Origin of the sequence: Pseudomonas trivialis (genome assembly GCF_036864995.1) — a bacterium.
GTDB classification, from domain to species: domain Bacteria; phylum Pseudomonadota; class Gammaproteobacteria; order Pseudomonadales; family Pseudomonadaceae; genus Aquipseudomonas; species Aquipseudomonas trivialis.
Window position 1 is genome coordinate 5,439,373 of record NZ_CP142151.1, and the last position, 16,937, is coordinate 5,456,309.

At 63.8% G+C, this 16,937-nt stretch carries 15 protein-coding genes; 9 read left to right on the forward strand and 6 right to left on the reverse strand.

Features of this window, described 5'->3' with window-relative positions; all coding sequences use genetic code 11:
* The first annotated feature begins 2 nt into the window (after positions 1–2).
* The 3 genes from VRB54_RS24230 to VRB54_RS24240 are packed head-to-tail and all read left to right on the forward strand — an operon-like array spanning position 3 to position 2,779.
* A complete protein-coding gene (locus VRB54_RS24230) occupies positions 3–881 on the forward strand; it encodes a metal ABC transporter substrate-binding protein (RefSeq protein ID WP_338479032.1) in 879 nt (292 codons plus the stop codon).
* Entirely contained in the window at positions 878–1,438 is a 561-nt protein-coding gene (locus VRB54_RS24235) for a DapH/DapD/GlmU-related protein (RefSeq protein ID WP_003231797.1), read from the forward strand. Before VRB54_RS24230 ends, VRB54_RS24235 begins: the two co-directional genes overlap by 4 nt.
* 3 nt (positions 1,439–1,441) lie before the next feature.
* Positions 1,442–2,779 carry a dihydroorotase gene (locus VRB54_RS24240; protein WP_338479033.1) on the forward strand — a complete coding sequence of 446 codons (1,338 nt, stop codon included), beginning with the start codon at positions 1,442–1,444 and terminating at the stop codon, positions 2,777–2,779.
* 10 nt (positions 2,780–2,789) lie between these two features.
* Here the strand turns inward: VRB54_RS24240 and VRB54_RS24245 are convergent, their stop codons facing one another.
* Positions 2,790–3,311, reverse strand: a complete 522-nt coding sequence (locus tag VRB54_RS24245) for a DUF3617 domain-containing protein (protein ID WP_015373352.1) — start codon at positions 3,309–3,311, stop codon at positions 2,790–2,792.
* A gap of 89 nt (positions 3,312–3,400) precedes the next feature.
* Between VRB54_RS24245 and cls the strand changes: the two genes are divergently transcribed.
* Together cls and VRB54_RS24255 are read left to right on the forward strand one after the other, a co-directional pair.
* Positions 3,401–4,885 carry a cardiolipin synthase gene (gene cls, locus VRB54_RS24250; protein WP_338479034.1) on the forward strand — a complete coding sequence of 495 codons (1,485 nt, stop codon included), beginning with the start codon at positions 3,401–3,403 and terminating at the stop codon, positions 4,883–4,885.
* Positions 4,886–5,008: 123 nt separating this feature from the next.
* Positions 5,009–5,431 carry a hypothetical protein gene (locus VRB54_RS24255; protein ID WP_231422254.1) on the forward strand — a complete coding sequence of 141 codons (423 nt, stop codon included), beginning with the start codon at positions 5,009–5,011 and terminating at the stop codon, positions 5,429–5,431.
* On the opposite strand, the gene cfaB is transcribed toward VRB54_RS24255, so the two are convergent.
* The 5 genes from cfaB to VRB54_RS24280 form a co-directional block, all read right to left on the reverse strand.
* The gene (cfaB, locus tag VRB54_RS24260) at positions 5,419–6,606 is read right to left on the reverse strand and encodes a C17 cyclopropane fatty acid synthase CfaB (protein ID WP_231422253.1); all 1,188 of its coding nucleotides are present in this window, start codon (positions 6,604–6,606) and stop codon (positions 5,419–5,421) included. The genes VRB54_RS24255 and cfaB overlap by 13 nt on opposite strands.
* A 64-nt stretch (positions 6,607–6,670) precedes the next feature.
* Positions 6,671–8,578 carry a cation-translocating P-type ATPase gene (locus tag VRB54_RS24265; RefSeq protein ID WP_338479035.1) on the reverse strand — a complete coding sequence of 636 codons (1,908 nt, stop codon included), beginning with the start codon at positions 8,576–8,578 and terminating at the stop codon, positions 6,671–6,673.
* Entirely contained in the window at positions 8,575–9,609 is a 1,035-nt protein-coding gene (locus tag VRB54_RS24270) for a protease modulator HflK (protein ID WP_338479036.1), read from the reverse strand. Before VRB54_RS24270 ends, VRB54_RS24265 begins: the two co-directional genes overlap by 4 nt.
* Positions 9,606–10,589 carry a protease modulator HflC gene (locus VRB54_RS24275; RefSeq protein ID WP_338479037.1) on the reverse strand — a complete coding sequence of 328 codons (984 nt, stop codon included), beginning with the start codon at positions 10,587–10,589 and terminating at the stop codon, positions 9,606–9,608. Before VRB54_RS24275 ends, VRB54_RS24270 begins: the two co-directional genes overlap by 4 nt.
* A 12-nt stretch (positions 10,590–10,601) precedes the next feature.
* Entirely contained in the window at positions 10,602–12,506 is a 1,905-nt protein-coding gene (locus tag VRB54_RS24280) for a protease modulator HflK (RefSeq protein WP_338479038.1), read from the reverse strand.
* Positions 12,507–12,812: 306 nt separating this feature from the next.
* Here VRB54_RS24280 and VRB54_RS24285 point away from each other — a divergent pair, with 306 nt between their 5' ends.
* From VRB54_RS24285 to VRB54_RS24300, 4 genes are read left to right on the forward strand one after another with little or no spacing between them, the layout of a single operon-like run.
* Positions 12,813–13,436: a CDP-alcohol phosphatidyltransferase family protein gene (locus VRB54_RS24285; protein ID WP_338479039.1), complete on the forward strand. Its 624-nt coding sequence runs from the start codon at positions 12,813–12,815 to the stop codon at positions 13,434–13,436.
* An 11-nt stretch (positions 13,437–13,447) separates the two neighbouring features.
* A complete protein-coding gene (locus VRB54_RS24290; RefSeq protein WP_338479040.1) occupies positions 13,448–15,202 on the forward strand; it encodes a bifunctional alpha/beta hydrolase/class I SAM-dependent methyltransferase in 1,755 nt (584 codons plus the stop codon).
* Between the two features lie 2 nt (positions 15,203–15,204).
* Entirely contained in the window at positions 15,205–16,503 is a 1,299-nt protein-coding gene (locus tag VRB54_RS24295) for a phosphatase PAP2/dual specificity phosphatase family protein (protein WP_338479041.1), read from the forward strand.
* Positions 16,493–16,936 carry a hypothetical protein gene (locus tag VRB54_RS24300; RefSeq protein ID WP_338479042.1) on the forward strand — a complete coding sequence of 148 codons (444 nt, stop codon included), beginning with the start codon at positions 16,493–16,495 and terminating at the stop codon, positions 16,934–16,936. Before VRB54_RS24295 ends, VRB54_RS24300 begins: the two co-directional genes overlap by 11 nt.
* Position 16,937 lies beyond the last annotated feature (1 nt).

The window sequence follows — 16,937 nt, forward strand, 5'->3', positions numbered from 1 at the left end:
CGATGCGCGCTCTACTCGTGCTGTTCAGCCTGCTGCTATCTCTGTCGATGGCCCATGCCGCCGACAAACTCCAGGTGGTCACCAGCTTCAGTATTCTCGATGACATCACCCACCAGATCGGTGGTGATCACATCCAGATCAGCAACATGGTCGGCCCCGACGCCGATGCCCACACCTACGAACCCACGCCGGATGATGCCAAGGCGCTGCTCAAGGCCAAACTGATCATCAAGAACGGCCTGGGCTTCGAGCCGTGGCTGGATCGCCTGATCACCAGCACCGAAACCAAGGCCACGGTGGTCACCGCCAGCAAAGGCGTGATTTCCCACACCATGGACGAAGACGGCGAAACCATTCCCGACCCGCACGCCTGGCACAACCTGGCCAATGCCGAAATCTACGTGAACAACATCACCAAGGCCCTGATCGCTGCCGACCCGGCCAACCAGGCCGACTACCAGCGCAACAGCCAGGCCTACCTGAAAGAAATCTACCGCCTGCTGGCTGAAGCCAAGGCCAAGTTCGGCGCACTGCCAGCGGGTAACCGCCGCATCGTCACCTCCCATGACGCCTTTGGTTACCTGGGCCAGGCCTACGGTATTCAGTTTCTCGCGCCCCAGGGATTGTCCACCGAGCGTGAACCGTCCGCCGCCGAAGTGGCTGCGCTGATCACGCAGATCCGCAAAGACAAGGTCAAGGCCGTGTTCATGGAAAACATCAAGGACTCGCGCCTGCTCAAGCAGATCGCTGACGAAAGCGGTGCGCAGATCGGCGGCACGCTGTACTCAGACGCCTTGGCCGCCGAAGGCCCTGCCAGCACCTTCACCGGGTTGTTCGAATACAACCTCAACACGCTTTGCGCAGCGTTGAGCAAACCATGATCCGTAAAAATCCCTCGGGCGACCTGCCGGTCATTGCCGAATCGGCCTACGTCGACAAGACCGCAATCATCTGCGGCAAAGTCATCATCGGCGAGAACGTGTTCGTCGGACCCTACGCCGTAATCCGCGCCGACGAAGTCGACGCCAGCGGCGCCATGGACCCGATCACCATTGGCGCCAACTCCAACATCCAGGACGGCGTGGTCATCCATTCCAAATCCGGTGCGGCGGTGACCATCGGCGAGTTCACATCCATCGCGCACCGCTCCATCGTGCACGGCCCCTGCACGGTGGGTGACCGCGTGTTTATCGGCTTCAACAGCGTGCTGTTCAATTGCGTCGTCGGCGACGGCTGCGTGGTGCGCCACAACTCGGTGGTCGACGGTCGCGACTTGCCCGACGCATTCTACGTGCCCTCCACTACCCGCATCGGGCCGAATACCGACCTGTCGCAATTCCCGCCGGTGAGTGTCAGCGCCTCGGAGTTTTCCGAAGACGTGGCCCGCACCAACGTCGACCTGGTGCGAGGTTATAAAGCCCTGCAAAACGAGTTCTGAACCATGACCCGCCTGTTGATCCGCAACGCCCGCCTGGTGAACGAGGGCCAGGCATTCGACGCCGATGTGTTGGTCGCCAATGGACGCATCGAGAAAATCGCCAGCAGCATCCAGGATTGTAAGGCGCCCCTGGCGATTGATGCCCAGGGCCAATGGCTGCTGCCGGGCATGATTGACGATCAGGTGCACTTTCGTGAACCTGGCGCGCCGGAAAAAGGCAGCTTCTACAGCGAATCACGGGCGGCAGTGGCCGGTGGCATCACCAGCTTCATGGACATGCCCAATACGCGTCCGGCCACCCTGACCCTCGAAGCGCTGGCCGACAAGAAACGCCGTGCCGGCCTGCATTCGGTGGCCAACTATGGTTTTCACTTTGGCGTCAGCAACGACAACCTCGACACCGTGGCGGCTCTGGACCCGCGCGAAGTGGCCGGGGTCAAGGTGTTCATGGGCGCGTCCACCGGCAATATGCTGGTGGATGACCCACGGATACTGGAGCGTCTGTTCGCCGAAGTGCCGACTATTCTGCTGGCCCACTGCGAACACACCCCCAGCATCCTGATCAACGAGCAGCGCCTGCGCGAGCGCTTCGGTGACCACATCCCCGCCGTCGCCCATCCGCTGATTCGCGACGCCGAGGCCTGTTATCGCTCATCGTCCCTGGCGGTGGAGCTGGCCCAGCGGCATGGCACGTGCCTGCATGTGTTGCACATCACCAGCGCCCGTGAACTGGCGCTGTTTGAAGACAAACCCCTGGCCGATAAACGCATCACCGCCGAGGTGTGCGTGCATCACCTGCTCTTCGATGACCGCGACTATGCGCGGCTGGGCCACCTGATCAAATGCAACCCGGCGATCAAGAGCCGTGCCGACCGCGACGCGTTGCGCCAGGCTTTGCTGAGTGATCGGCTGGATGTGATAGGCACCGACCACGCGCCCCATACCTGGGCGCAAAAACAGTTGAGCTATCGCGAAGCGCCGTCGGGCTTGCCGCTGGTGCAGCATGCGCTGCCGGCGTTGATGGAGTTGGTGGCCGACGGCCTGCTGCCCATCACCACGCTGGTCGCCAAGACCAGCCACCGGGTAGCCGACCTGTTCGCTATCCCGGATCGCGGCTACCTGCGCGAGGGTTACTGGGCCGACCTGGTGCTGATCAAACCCGAGCCAGAGGGCAAGCCGGTAAGCGACGAGCCGATTTTGGCACGCTGCGGCTGGACTCCGTTCACCGACCGCCGCTTTCGCCACAGCGTCAGCACCACTCTGGTCTCCGGTCACCTGGCGTGGCACAACGGCCAGGTGGTCGAGAGCTGCCAGGGATTACCGCTGCACTTCCTGAGGTAGGCGCAGCCCGTTATGCGCGAGGCTTGACGGTGCCGCAGTCATTGCCCAGCCATTGGGCGTGGCTGTCCAGGCTGCCTTTTTGCTGAATGCCGGTAGCATTGAAGGTGCCGTTGACGGTGGTGGTGAAGGCCTTCTGGCTCTGGAAAGTCGCCACGCCAGTGCCTTGGGCTTTGGGGCAACTGAAGCGGAATTTCCACTGGTTGCCAGTCTTCTCGGTGATTTGCTGCTTGCAGCCCGATTGCGGGTCGGTCAGCGGGATGGAGTCGGTCGCCACCTGGGCGGGCGTGAGACACACCTGCACGCCTTTACCGGCCATGGTAATGCCCTGCTTTTCGAGCATGGCGCGCTGTTCAGGGGTCATCTGTTGCTTGAGCTGACCGAGGATCAGCGACAGGTCCGGCAGGTCCTGGTTATCGACCTTCATATTGCTGGTGGTCAATTCCCACAAGCCCGGCGCCAGCATCTGCGCCTGTGCCGCCACCGGCAGCGCCAAACCAACAACCATGGACAAACACAGCAGACGAGCCTTCATCGGGTAACTCCTGGGTAATTGTGGGCGTTAGACGCCGCGGACGTGACAGTGTTGCACGGCAAATAAAATAGCGACATTCGTGGCCGAACATGGTCTGTTACGCACTGCACTGGATTGTCTGGAGTATCGCCGTTCATGGATTTTTTGGCCCGCACCTGCTCGCCTACTTCATCGCCACGCTGCATTTTTTAGGGACACTCGCCGCGATCCACGCAGTGCTGACGGTGCGCACCGCCCAAGGCTCGATCGCCTGGGCATTGTCGCTGATGTTCATGCCGTACCTCACGCTGATCCCCTACCTGATCTTTGGCCGCAGCACGTTCGATGCGTACATCCAGGCGCGTCGCCAGGCCAACCAGGAAATGCACACCGCCATCAATGAGCTGAACTGGCGCCCGTGGGTCGAGGAAGCCCTGGCCGCGCGCAATTCTGCCGCCTACACCTCCCTGCGTGCCATGCCCAAACTGGGACGCATGCCGTGCCTGGTCAATAACCAAGTGCGCCTGCTGATCAACGGCGAGGCTACCTTCAGCGCGATTTTCGACGCCATTCGCGGCGCAAAATCCGCCGTGCTGTTCCAGTTCTTCATCATTCACGACGATGCGTTGGGCCGCCAGTTGCATGCCCTGCTCAAGGCGAAGGCTGCCGAAGGGGTCGACATCCATGTGCTCTATGACCGCATCGGCAGCCACGCCCTGCCCCATCGCTACGTGCAGTCACTGCGTGACGCCGGAGTGAAGGTCAAGGCGTTCGCCACCCGCAGTGGCTGGCTCAATCGCTTCCAGGTCAATTTCCGTAACCACCGCAAAATCGTGGTGGTGGATGGCGTTACCGGGTTTGTGGGCGGGCATAACGTGGGTGATGAATACCTCGGCAAAAAGCCGCCGCTGGCGCCCTGGCGAGATACTCACGTGCAGGTTGTCGGCCCGGTGGTGGCGTGCCTGCAGGAGTCATTCGCCGAAGACTGGTTCTGGGCCGCGCGGGAGTTGCCACCGCTGATCCTGCCGGACACCTACCCCGAAGACGGCGTGCTCTGCCAACTGCTCGCCAGTGGGCCGGCCGACCCGTATGAAACCTGCTCGCTGTTCTTCGTCGAAGCCATCCATGCCGCCACCGAACGGGTATGGATCACTACCCCGTATTTTATCCCCGACGAAGCCGTGTTCGCTGCGCTGCGCCTGGCGGTACTGCGCGGCGTCGATGTGCGCATCCTGCTGCCGTCGCGCCCCGACCATCGCATCGTGTATGCCGCGTCCAGCCTGTACGCCATCGAAGCGGTACGCGCCGGCGTGCGGGTGTTTCGCTACACGCCCGGTTTTCTGCATCAGAAAGTGGTGCTGGTGGACGGCGAAATCAGCGCCATCGGCAGCGCGAACATGGACAACCGTTCTTTCCGGTTGAATTTCGAGGTGATGTTGCTCACGGTTGACGAGGCCTTCGCCAAACAGGTGGAGCAGATGCTGCTGGAAGATTTCGCCCAGGCCCATGAGATGAGCCTGGCGGAAAGCCGCGAGACCCGGCGCCTGCAGCAACTGGGTATGCGAATCGCGCGGCTTATTTCACCCATCCTCTAACTGCCAACACAACGTCCTGTGGGAGCGGGCCTGAAATGTCAGGCAACCACACCCTGTGGCGAGCGGGCTTGCCACAGAGGTGGTTTAGAATCAGGCCGTCTCCCTCGCTAAGGAACGCAGACCATGCAAGACAACGCTGTCACGATCCCTGTGGAACTGGGTGCGCCCACTTACAAAATCGACTTGCTCTACGCCGTGCTTTACGAGGCCAAACCGTTCACGGACGCGGTGCTGCTTCTCTACGATAACGGCGTGTACAAAATACTCTCCCCTGGCGAGAACCATTACGGCGTCTACGTCACCAAGGGGCACGTGGACGGCGGCACCTGGGAGATGACCTTCATCTCGCTGCCCCATGCCGACTGGTACGACAACGTCGCGCTGCACACGCTCACCTTCGACAAACCCGCGATGACGTTCGGGCAGCAAGCCTACCTGCCTTCAGACCCGAACATTCCCAAGCAGCACGGCACCTTCCAGATACACCCGAATGACATCGTCGACCCACGCGATATCTCGTGGGACGACCTGCCTCATCCTCGATAAATATCGTCGCGCGTCCACGGCAGTTCATGGCTGCCGTCCGCATGGGGCTTGAGCGCAAGAATCTGATGCAGATTGATCCAGCCCCGTGCAAACGCGTATGCGCATCCGGCCAGATACAAGCGCCAGATGCGCAGCGCCTGCTCCGGCACCATCCGCGCCGCCGCTTCCAGGTTGTCTTCCAGGCGTTCGCTCCAGTGGTCCAGGGTGCGCGCGTAGTGCAGACGCAGGCTTTCGACGTCGACCACTTCCAGCCCCGCGTCACTGATCTCGGCGGTCATCATCGCCAAATGCGGCAGCTCACCGTTGGGGAACACATAACGCCCGATAAACTCACCGGCGCCACGCCCCACCGGGCGACCGTCGGTGTGCCTGGCGGTGATGCCATGGTTCATTACCAGGCCACCTTCACGCACCGCGCCGAACAGCGTCTTGCAGTATTGCGTGAGGTTGGCATGGCCGACGTGTTCGAACATGCCCACGCTCACCACCTTGTCAAAACGCCCGTCCTGGGGCAGGTCGCGGTAATCCAGCAGTTGCAGGTCGACCTGGTCTTCCAGCCCCTCGGCTTTCACCCGCTCGCGCGCCAGGGCCAATTGCGCCTTGCTCAGGGTGATGCCCAACACGTTCACCCCGAACTCACGCGCCGCATACCGTGCCAGCCCGCCCCAACCGCACCCCACGTCCAGCAGGTATTCGCCGGGCTGCAAGCGCAACTTGCGGCACAGGTGGCGAAATTTGTCCTGCTGGGCCTGGTCGATGGATTCGCTGCCGGTTTCGAAATAGCCGCAGGAGTACGCCATGTCCTGATCCAGCCACAGCTGGTAGAACTCATTGGAGAGGTCGTAATGGTAGGAAATGGCCGCCGCATCGGTGGCCTTGTCGTGGATCGAGCGCACCGGGCGAGTGTCTTCGTCATCGTCGATCAGGGCGTGACTCAGCTCGTCACACACCCGGATGACGTCGGTGATGGAGCCTTCCAGCTCGAGCTTGCCCTCGACGAACGCTTCGCCCAGCGAGTCGAGCGTGGGGTGGGTCAGCTGTGTGACGACGGTGGGGTCCTTCACCACAATGGTCACACTGGGCTCGGGGCCCAGGTTGAATTCATGGCCATCCCAGAGTCGCAGACGCAGCGGGAGCTGAAGATTCTGTAAGGCCGGTGGAAGTTGCGCGAGCATGAGTAGTCCCCCCTTGTTCAGAAGTCCGAATTGAGGGTAGACCATCCGCAGACAAAGTAGGAGGCTATCTATCTGCCAGCGGACTACCGGCATCCTCTTCGAGCTTCAACAGTGGCTCCTGAAAACGCAGCAAACGCCCCGCGTTGCCCAGCACCAGCAAGGTGCTGAGGTTATGCAGCACCGCCGCGATCATGGCTCCGGCCGCGCCCAGCCAGCCAAACGCAGCGAACACCACAATGGCGAGGGTCCAACCCAGACCGATGATCACGTTGACCTGCAAGGTGCGCCGGCATTGGCGACTCAGCCGCACGCAGGTGCCGAGGCGACGCAGGTCGCTGCCGATCAGCACCACGTCCGCCGAGGCCAGGGCGATATCCGCGCCTCCCGCGCCCATCGCCACGCCGACCACACCCGCCTTGAGCGCCAGCGAGTCGTTGATGCCGTCGCCCACCACCATCGGCCGAAAGCCGCTGCCGATTTCGCCCAGCACACGGTTGAGCTTGTCTTCCGGCAGGGCCTGGGCTTGAACGTCGCTGATGCCCACCTGCGCCGCCAGGCTGTCGGCCACGCTCTGGCGATCGCCGGTGAGCAGCAATTGACGGCCCAGGCCCAGCTCGCGCAGTTCCTGCAGGGCCTGGCGCGCTTCCGGCTTGACGCTGTCGGCCAGCAGCAGCCAGGCCAGGAACCGCCCGTTCAGCGCCAGCCCGGCAATCGGGCCGTCGTGACGGGGAACCGCCGTGGTCATGATGCCCAACTGCTCGAACAATTCCGGCCGCCCCAGCGCGGCTTCGCCCTCCCCGGTCTGTGCAACCACACCGAGGCCCTGACGCTCGCGAATATCGGTCAGCGCCGGCAACTGCGTACCCAACCCCGCCAGCGCACGGCTGACCGGATGACTGCTGGCCGAGCCGAGGCTGGCCGCCAGGTTGAGCACCGCCGCGCGGTCCGTAGATGCGCCCTCGATGGACTGCAACCGCAGGGTGCCAAAGGTCAGCGTGCCGGTCTTGTCGACCACCAATGAGGTGAGATCGGCCAATTCCTCCAGAAACGCCGAGCTGCGAATCAGAATGCCATGGCGCGCCGCCACCGCAATGCCGGCAATCGCCGTGGCCGGCGCCGACAGCACCAGGGCGCAGGGGCACGCCGCCACCAGCACCGCGAGCATCGCCTGGGCGTCGTTGGTCACAAACCAGGTCACGGCCGCCAGCAACAGCACCAGCACCATATAGCTGCCGGCGTAACGCTCCAGCAACCGAGTGATCGGCGGCTTGGCGCGCTCGGCGTTCTGCATCAGGGCGATGACTTTGCCCAGCGTCGACTCATCGCCGGTGCGCGTTACCTCCAGGCGCAGCAGGCCGTCGAGGTTGATCGCGCCGCCGAACACCTGCACCCCGGCCGAAGCCTCCAGGGGCACCGACTCGCCGGTGATCGGCGCCGTGTCGAGGCTCGCCTGGCCCGACAGCACCACGCCATCGGCGGGCACGCGGTCGCCGGCGCGCACTTCAACGATATCGCCGGTATTGAGCGTGCCGTTATCCACTTCCACGATGCTGCCATCGGCCTGCACCCGGCGCGCCTGGCTGCGGGTGAGCTTGCCCAGGGCATGAATCGCCTCCTGGGAGCCGATGACGCTGCGCTCTTCCAGCACATGCCCGAAAATCATGATGATCGGCAGCAGCGCGGCGGTCAGCAGATCGCCCGTGGCCCAGGCGCCGAGCATGGCCAGGGCGATCAATTGGTCAGTGATGCCGTGCAGGCTGGGAAAGCGCAGGCTGTACCAGGCCGAACGCATCACCGGCACAGCCACCAGCAGCGAGGCCACGCCCAGTAGCAATTGGCTGACACCGCTCTGGTCGGGGGCCAGCCAGCGCCAGACCAGACCCAATACCAGCAAGCCCAAAGCCAGCATCGCCAGAGTCAATTGCCGTGCAGCGCTGCGCTGCTCGGCGGACGTCAGCATGGAATCGCTCATTTCTCGGCGCCCTGAATGATCAAGCGGGAGTCGTCCCTGGGATCGACCGTGGTCACGGAACCGGCCTGGCCGAGGATCTTCGGCAAGCGTTCGCGGTACAGGCGCAGCATCAGCCCAGGGTCTTTGACCTGGGCAAGGCTGGCGACGGTGGCGGTTTGCGCCTGGGCGCTGGCCAGACGTTCGCTGGCCTGGGCATGGGCGACCTGCACCACGCGGTCGGCCTGCTGGTTGGCGGCCTGGGCAAGTTTTTCCGCTTCGGTGCGCGCATTGGCCACGGCCTTGTCGGCTTGCTGGCTGGCGGTGAGTACCGCGTTGAAAGCGTTTACCGCCGGGCCCGGCAGGCTGGACTGCACGTCGACGCGAGTGACTTCGATGCCCAGGCCCAGGCCACTGGCGGCCAACTCGGCCAGGCGCTTGTTGATGCCTTGCACCAGGTCGCCGCGCAGCCGCTCGCGGCGTACAGCGGCGCCGTTATCGCTGCCGATCAGTTCCGGGCGCGCCACCAGAATGGTGTCCAGGTCGCGCGCGGCGGTCAGGGCCACCGCGCTGCGCGTCACCAGCCGATCCAGCGCGGGCAGCACATGATCGCCCTGCAACACGAACGCATAGGGTTCGCTGACCTTGTAGAACACCCGCAAATCCAGCTGCACCACGCCGGCATCGCCGGTCAACAGATAGCCGGAACCGGCCAGGGCGTCGCTCAAGGGCGTGGCAAAACTGGCCACACGGTCGGCCTGCAGCGCCGCATCCGAACGCAGCAGGTTATCCACCCGGCGCTCAATCACACGGTCGGCCGCCGGCAGCAGCACCACCTGCTCGAAGGGCTGCGGCCACGCCAACAGCAGGCCGGCGTTCTGAATGCGGTCCAGGGCGCCGAAGTGCAGCACCACGGCGCGGTTCTGCGGGTCGATCTGGCGCACATTGGAAAATGCCCAGGCCAATGCCGCCAACACCGTCACCGCGTACAGCGCAAAAAAGGTCAGGCGCCCGGCCTGGACCCACGGGCCGTCCGGGCCGTCACGCTCGCTCATGGCTGGATGTCCCCGGGCCCATCGACCAGCGCACGAAAGGGTGCAGCGTCGGTGCGCAGGATGATTTTGGTGCCCGGCGTCACCACCGTGCCCAAGGTATCCAGCGAGCGCAGCAGGTTGTACAGCTGGGGATTGCCGGCATAGGCGCGGCCGTAGATCTGCGCGGCTTCGACCCGCGATTGCGCTTCGATGTCAGCGGCTTTCACCGTGGCATCGGCCTGCATGATGCGGGCGTCGCGCTCGGCCGCCGAGCGAATCTGCGCGGCCTCGCGCTTGCCCACGGCGGTACGCTCGGTGGCGATGGTTTCGCGTTCGGCGCGCATGCGGTCGACGGTGGCGGTGAGGGTCACCGAGGGCAACGTCAGCCGTTCGATGCCGACCTGCGCCACGCGCACGCCATAGGTGGTGAGCAATTGTTGATCGATCTGCTGGCGCAACTGCGCCTCGAATTCGGCGATGCGCACCTGGCCGGCGTCAGTGTTGATCAGGCTGGACAGGTCAAAACTGGCGGCCGTGGTTTCCAGCGCCGAGCCGACAAAGGTGCGAATCTGCCGCGCCGCTTCATCGGGCTGGTTCTGCACCGCGCGCATGAAGCGCTGCACGTTGTCGGCATCGCCCTGTACCTGCCAGGCCACGTAGGCCTGCACGATAATGCGCAGGCCATCGCGGGTGCCCACGTCCTGCAGACCGCTGGAGGTAGTGCGCAAGCGCAGGTCCACCGGAATCGCCGCCTCGAACGGCGCCGACCAGCGCCAGCCCAGGCCCGGCGCCAACAGCACCCGCGACGGATTGCCGAAGCGGGTGATCACCGTGGCCTCGCCGGAGCGCACCTGCACCAGGCTCGCCGCCGCCACGGCAAACAGCACCAGCAGCGCGGCCCAGGCCATGCGCCGCCACGGAAACGGGCCCGCCGCCTGCTCATCGCCGTGATGATGGTGGTGGTGATGGCCGTGATGATGATCGTGAGAATGAGCGCCCAACAGACAGACTCCTTATTGAACGGCTTTACGCGGCGCCACTGGATCGGCCGGCAAGGTAAAAGAACGCAGATCGATCGTCGGAGCGCCGTCGGCACCCAGGCGGTGATCCAGAATCAGCAGGTTGGCGTGGGCCAGGCCCTGGCTGAGTTGGCCGAGGTACTGTTCCAGCAGGAAGGCCCGGCCAGCGCTGGCGTAGGCTTTTTGTTCGGCGTCAAAGCGCAGGTTTGCGGCCTGGGCGCCGGCATTCACTTCGCGGGCGCTGGCCACGGCCTGGTCATGGGCGGTGCTGGCTTGCAACAAGGCCTGGTTGGTTTGCTCGCTGGCGGCGCCGCGCTCGCGGGCGATCAGGGCCTGGGCGCCAATCTGCGCGGCCTGCACGCCGTGATAGGCGTTGGCCGCACCGGCCGGCGGGTGGATGGCTTCCACCACCGTGGCAAGAATTTCCACGCCGCTGTCGAGTTTTTGCAGGTCGGCCTGCACGCTGCGGCCGATCTCGTCGGCCAGGCGCGTGCGTTGTTCGCCGAGCAGTTCGTCAAGGGTGCGCGAGGCGAAGTCGTGCACCAGGATGCGGCTGGCGGTGCTGCGAATCAGCGTCGGTACGTCGGCGCTGTTGTACGTGGCGGCCAGTGCAGCCTGATCGCCGAGGCCGATGCGATAGACGAAACGCACATCCATATTGACGATCTGGAAGCCTTGCTTGTCGCCGCTGCTGCTGGCAATGACCTGGGATTTGTCATTCACATGACTGGCGTCCCACAGGCGGTTGGCGATGGCTGGCGGTGGGCCTTCAGCCGGCGCCGGTTCGGGTGGGCCGGCTTGGCTGACGCTGGTGGCCAGCTCGTGCACCACGCCGTTTTCCACGTTGATGACACGGCCCAACGGCCATGGCAGCCCGATATGCAGACCTGGCCCGAACACCTGCGCCGGCTTGCCGAAGCGCTCGTAGATTCCACGACCTTGCAGGGGCACTTCATGCACGCCGGTCAGCGCCCAGCCTACGGCCAACATCACCAACAGCACCGGCAGAAACGCCCGGCGCATGTAGGTGAACGCCCAGATCTGACGCAGGTCGATGCCGTAGCGGTTGTGCAGTTCGTGCTGCAAGGCGAGCAAGGGTTGGGGCGGCCAGCGCAGCAGGTCAGCGATGAAACTCTGCGCCATCAGGCGTGGTTCGAGGCGCGGCTGGCGCGGGCTGAACAGTGACAGCACGGCCCTGATCAAAAACTCCAGTGCCACCAGCGCGGGCAATACGCCCATCAGCACGGCCAGGCGCACCGGCCACACCGATTCGGCGTTCGCAAACAGCAGGCAGATCGAGCTCACCAGCAAACAACCGATGGCCACGCGGCACAACTGGGCCAGGGATGAAGCTTCAGGCCATTGCGTTTCGCTTTCCTGGGCCAGACGACGTTCGAACACCAGCAAGCCAAACGCCAGGGCCAACCCCAGCGCAGCACCGATGCTGGCGGACTGGCCAATAGCGGCCGCAGGCAGGGCCAGGTTCCAGAATTCGATGATGCTGATCAGCGCCAGCAACGCCCAACCGCACAACCATAAGACCGGTGTGCCGATCTGCGCGATAAAGCGCTCCATCAGGCGCGCGTAGCGGCCCGGTTCTTCAGCCGGCACGTCAACCGGCGGTGCTTCGAGTGCCTGGGCGCGCCAGTCGGCCACCCACCACGCCGACTGCAAGCCGGCCACCAGCAGCAGCAAGGCCGAGGCGCAATTGATCAACACCACCGGCCAGATCGACAGTGGCGCAAACAGCGCGACAAACAACGCCAACACCCAACCACTGACACCCAGGGCGGTGAGGCTGATACCGGCTTGCCTCAATCGACGGGCATGGAACAGCCCTTGCTGAAAACGCGGCAGGCTTTCAGCCCGCGCGCCGTCAGCTTCCAGATCCACTTGCATCCACTCAACGCCCGATAACACACAGTTCGTTACGATATAACACGGGGCGTGAAATATTTGTTTGTTTAACACCGAAAAATCAATGTGGGAGGGGGCTTGCTCCTGATAGCGGTGGGTTAGTCGGTACATTTACTCACTGACCCACCGCTATCGGGAGCAAGCCCCCTCCCACCGTTGAGCGTTATCGCACTCACGATTGCACTAAACCCCTATAAACAGGAGACATCACTGGTAGGGGCTACAAATAATCGGCACACTCCAGCACAGCTTTTCACGGGTTCCACGGACAAGGAAGCGTCATCTCCCATGATTTCGATCTATCAGCTCAAGCCACGCTTTCAGAGCCTGCTGCGCCCGCTGGTGCAGCGCCTCTACGACAATGGCACCACCGCCAACCAGATCACCGTGCTGGCCGGGGTGATTTCCCTGTTGGTAGGCCTGCTGATTGGCGGGTTCGCCCAGCACCTGTGGCTGTTTGCGCTGATCCCGTTGTGGATGATCGTGCGCATGGCCCTTAACGCCATCGACGGCATGCTCGCCCGCGAATTCGGCCAGCAATCGCGCCTGGGCGCCTATCTCAATGAACTGTGCGATGTGATCGCCGACAGCGCGCTAATCCTGCCGTTTGCACTGATCCCCGAGGTGAGCCTGGCGCCAGTGCTGCTGGCGACGCTGCTCGCGGTGTTCAGCGAGTACGCGGGAGTGCTGGGGCCGATGGTCGGCGCCTCGCGGCGCTATGACGGGCCGATGGGCAAGAGCGACCGCGCCTTTGTCCTCGGTGTGCTGGCAACCGGTGTGGCGCTGGGCTGGCTGGGCGCTGCCTGGGTGAGCGCGGTGATGTGGCTGGTCGCCGCCCTGCTCGCCTATACCCTGGTCAATCGGGTGCGCCAGGGCCTCAAGGAACACTCCGCCACTTCACCGATTGCATAAGGATTTTTGCGATGCGCGAACAGCAGGCACAGACATTCAGTACCCATGATGGCGTCGAGCTTTTCTATCGGCACTGGCCGGCCACCGCTGCGACGGATGGCGAACCGCGCAAGGCGATCCTGCTGTTTCATCGCGGCCATGAGCATTCCGGGCGTATCGCCCATCTGGTGGATGAGCTGGACCTGCCCGGTTTCGACTTCTTCGCCTGGGACGCCCGTGGCCACGGTCAATCACCCGGCGCGCGCGGTGACAGCCCGAGCTTCGCCACCAGCGCCCGCGACGTGCAGACCTTCTGCGAACATATCGAAGCCACGTTTGGCATCGAGGCGCAAAACCTTGCGGTGATCGCCCAAAGCGTCGGCGCGGTGATTGCGGCCACCTGGGTGCACGACTATGCCCCCAACATCCGCGCCCTGGTGCTGGCCTCCCCGGCGTTCAAGGTCAAGCTGTACGTGCCCTTCGCCCGCCCGGGCCTGGCCTTGATGCGCCGGTTTCGCGGCAACTTTTTCGTCAACAGTTACGTCAAGGCCAGGTTCCTCAGCCATGACCCCGAGCGGGTGGCGTCCTACGACAGCGACCCGCTGATCACCAAGGCCATTTCGGTGAATGTGCTGCTGGGTCTATATGAAGCGGCCGACCGCGTTGTCGCCGATGCCCAGGCGATCCAGGTGCCGACCCAACTGCTGGTGTCCGGTTCCGACTTCGTGGTGCACCGCAAGCCTCAGCAGCAGTTCTTCGACCGCCTGGGCAGCCTGAAAAAAGAGCTGCATATTCTCCCCGGTTTCTTTCACGACACGCTCGGCGAACGTGATCGCGCGGTGGCGCTGAACAGCGCCAGGCGTTTTATCCTGCAGAACTTCAGCCATCCGTTGGACCGCGCCTCGCTGCTGGACGCCGACAGGCTGGGAGCCACCTGCGCCGAATCCGAATCTCTGGCCGCGCCGCTGCCGCGCAATTCCCTGCGCGACCTCTACTGGCGCATGACCCGCGCTAGCATGGGCCTGGGCCAACGCCTGTCGGCCGGCGTGAAGCTGGGTTTCGACACCGGTTTCGACTCCGGCAGCACCCTGGACTACGTCTACCGCAACACGCCCACCGGCAAGGGCGGTTTGGGACGGATGATCGACACCAACTACCTCAACTCCATCGGCTGGCGTGGCATTCGCCAGCGCAAAGTGAACGTCGAGGAATTGTTGCGTCTGGCCATGGCCAGATTGCGCGATGAACAGCGCGAAGTGCGCATCGTCGACATCGCCGCCGGCCATGGCCGTTACATTCTCGAAGCCCTGCAGGGCGTGTCACCGCTGCCGGAATCGATCCTGCTGCGTGACTACAGCGACATCAACGTGCGCGACGGTGGCGCGCTGATTCGCGAGAAAGGCCTGGGGGATATCGCGCAGTTCGTCAAAGGCGACGCGTTTGACCGGACGGACCTGGCAGCGCTTGCGCCCAGGCCGACCCTGGCGGTGGTGTCCGGGCTGTATGAATTGTTCGCCGATAACGGCATGGTCGGTGGGTCGCTGGCCGGCCTGGCCGAGGCGGTGGAGCCCGGTGGTTACCTGGTGTACACCGGCCAGCCGTGGCACCCGCAGTTGGAACTGATCGCCCGCGCGCTCACCAGCCATCGCCAGGGCCAGGCCTGGGTGATGCGCCGTCGCAGCCAGGCGGAAATGGATCAACTGGTGGCAGCGGCAGGCTTTCGCAAGATCACCCAACGCGTGGATGAGTGGGGCATTTTCACCGTGTCCCTGGCGCAGAAGCTCTGAACATGCGCGAACCCGGTTTATTCAGGCCTGCGCTGTTATGGCTGCTGCTGTTGGCACCGCTGTTCTTCAGCACCTACGGCTTCGCCACCTGGGTCACGGCTCAGCGCAGCGACGTGGGCACGCTGGTGTTCGGCTGGGAAACCCATATGCCGTTCTGGGCCTGGACCATCGTGCCCTACTGGTCCATCGACCTGCTTTACGGGTTCTCGCTGCTGCTGCCCAATACTCGCCATGAACTCAAGCAGCACGCGCTGCGCCTGCTGACTGCGCAGGTGATCGCCGTGAGCTGCTTTCTGATCTGGCCGCTGCGGTTTACCTTCGAGCGGCCCGCGCTGGACGGCGTGTTCGGCTGGCTGTTCGCGGTGCTGGCGGGGTTCGACAAACCGTTCAACCAGGCGCCGTCGCTGCACATCGCGTTACTGGTGATTCTGTGGCTCATGTTCCAGCGGCACACCCAGGGCATGTGGCGTTGGCTGGTGCATGGCTGGTTCGCATTGATCGGTATTTCGGTGCTGACCACTTATCAACATCACTTTATTGACTTACCCACAGGTGCCCTCGCGGGATGGCTGTGTGTGTGGCTATGGCCTGTAGAGCACCCGAGTCCCCTGTTGAATAGTCGAATGGCGCGCGATCCCAAGCGTTGGCGGCTAGGCATGCGGTATGCCTTGGGTTCGCTGGTGCTGTTCAGCCTGGCGCTGCTGTTGGGCGGTTGGTGGCTGTGGCTGGCGTGGCCCGCGGTGTCGCTGGCGTTGGTCACGTTGAATTACTGCGTGCTTGGCGCAGAGGGTTTTCAGAAACGCGCGGATGGCCGGTTAACACCCGCCGCACGCTGGCTGTACGCGCCGTATCTGGCCGGTGCCTGGATCAACTCACGGCTGTGGACGCGCAGGCATCCACAGGCCGATCTGATTGTGGATAACGTCTGGCTGGGCCGAATTCCCACGGCCGCTGAGCAAGGCTCGTTCAGTGCAGTGGTCGATCTGTGTGCAGAATTGCCGATTAATCCACAGGGTCGAGCCTACCAGTGCATCCCCGTGCTGGACCTGATCGCCCCCACGCCCGCCGAATGCCGAAACGCCGCCGAGGCCATCGAGCGCCTGCGCGTCAGTGGACCCTTGCTGGTGTGTTGCGCGCTGGGCTATTCGCGCAGCGCCACCGCCGTCGCCGCCTGGCTGCTGCACAGCGGGCGCGCAACCACGGTGGATCAGGCGCTGGCTATCATTCGTACAGCACGGGCCGAAGTGGTCCTGCACCCCGCTCACCGAGAAGCTTTGGAGGGTTTGCCCCATGCCCGCTGATATGGAACTCCAGGTCGTCGCCAGTCTGCTGCGACGTGGTCGCTCACTGGATCAGTTATCCACAGGCCTGACGCTCCTGGGCGTTCTGTTCGGTCTGGCACAGGTGTTGATGGCGAGCATTTCGCCGATCTGCCTGCTGCTCAGCCTGTGGATGGTTATCTTCGGGCTGCTGCAAAAATATTGGGCACTGCGCGTGGCCTTCGACGCCGACCTGTTCACCCTACTGGCTCGGGATATCGGACGCACCGCCGACCTCGACCAGGCCCTGCAAGCCCTTGGCCTGCAATCGGCCAAGCGTGCCGGACGGTCCTGGATCGAACGTCGCCGGGGCGCGCTCAAATTGCTGCGCAAACAAGCCTGGCTGCTGGGCGCGCAAGCGCTGCTGACCCTGGGCGTCATCCTCGCCAGCCCATGGCTGCCTTTCGCCGGATAAG

Coding starts and splice junctions, on each gene's coding strand:
- VRB54_RS24230 (WP_338479032.1), top strand. CDS start 3: ATGCGCGCTCTACTCGTGCTGTTCAGCCTGCTGCTATCTCTGTCGATG.
- VRB54_RS24235 (WP_003231797.1), top strand. CDS start 878: ATGATCCGTAAAAATCCCTCGGGCGACCTGCCGGTCATTGCCGAATCG.
- VRB54_RS24240 (WP_338479033.1), top strand. CDS start 1,442: ATGACCCGCCTGTTGATCCGCAACGCCCGCCTGGTGAACGAGGGCCAG.
- VRB54_RS24245 (WP_015373352.1), bottom strand. CDS start 3,311: ATGAAGGCTCGTCTGCTGTGTTTGTCCATGGTTGTTGGTTTGGCGCTG.
- cls (WP_338479034.1), top strand. CDS start 3,401: ATGGTCTGTTACGCACTGCACTGGATTGTCTGGAGTATCGCCGTTCAT.
- VRB54_RS24255 (WP_231422254.1), top strand. CDS start 5,009: ATGCAAGACAACGCTGTCACGATCCCTGTGGAACTGGGTGCGCCCACT.
- cfaB (WP_231422253.1), bottom strand. CDS start 6,606: ATGCTCGCGCAACTTCCACCGGCCTTACAGAATCTTCAGCTCCCGCTG.
- VRB54_RS24265 (WP_338479035.1), bottom strand. CDS start 8,578: ATGAGCGATTCCATGCTGACGTCCGCCGAGCAGCGCAGCGCTGCACGG.
- VRB54_RS24270 (WP_338479036.1), bottom strand. CDS start 9,609: ATGAGCGAGCGTGACGGCCCGGACGGCCCGTGGGTCCAGGCCGGGCGC.
- VRB54_RS24280 (WP_338479038.1), bottom strand. CDS start 12,506: ATGCAAGTGGATCTGGAAGCTGACGGCGCGCGGGCTGAAAGCCTGCCG.
- VRB54_RS24285 (WP_338479039.1), top strand. CDS start 12,813: ATGATTTCGATCTATCAGCTCAAGCCACGCTTTCAGAGCCTGCTGCGC.
- VRB54_RS24290 (WP_338479040.1), top strand. CDS start 13,448: ATGCGCGAACAGCAGGCACAGACATTCAGTACCCATGATGGCGTCGAG.
- VRB54_RS24295 (WP_338479041.1), top strand. CDS start 15,205: ATGCGCGAACCCGGTTTATTCAGGCCTGCGCTGTTATGGCTGCTGCTG.
- VRB54_RS24300 (WP_338479042.1), top strand. CDS start 16,493: ATGCCCGCTGATATGGAACTCCAGGTCGTCGCCAGTCTGCTGCGACGT.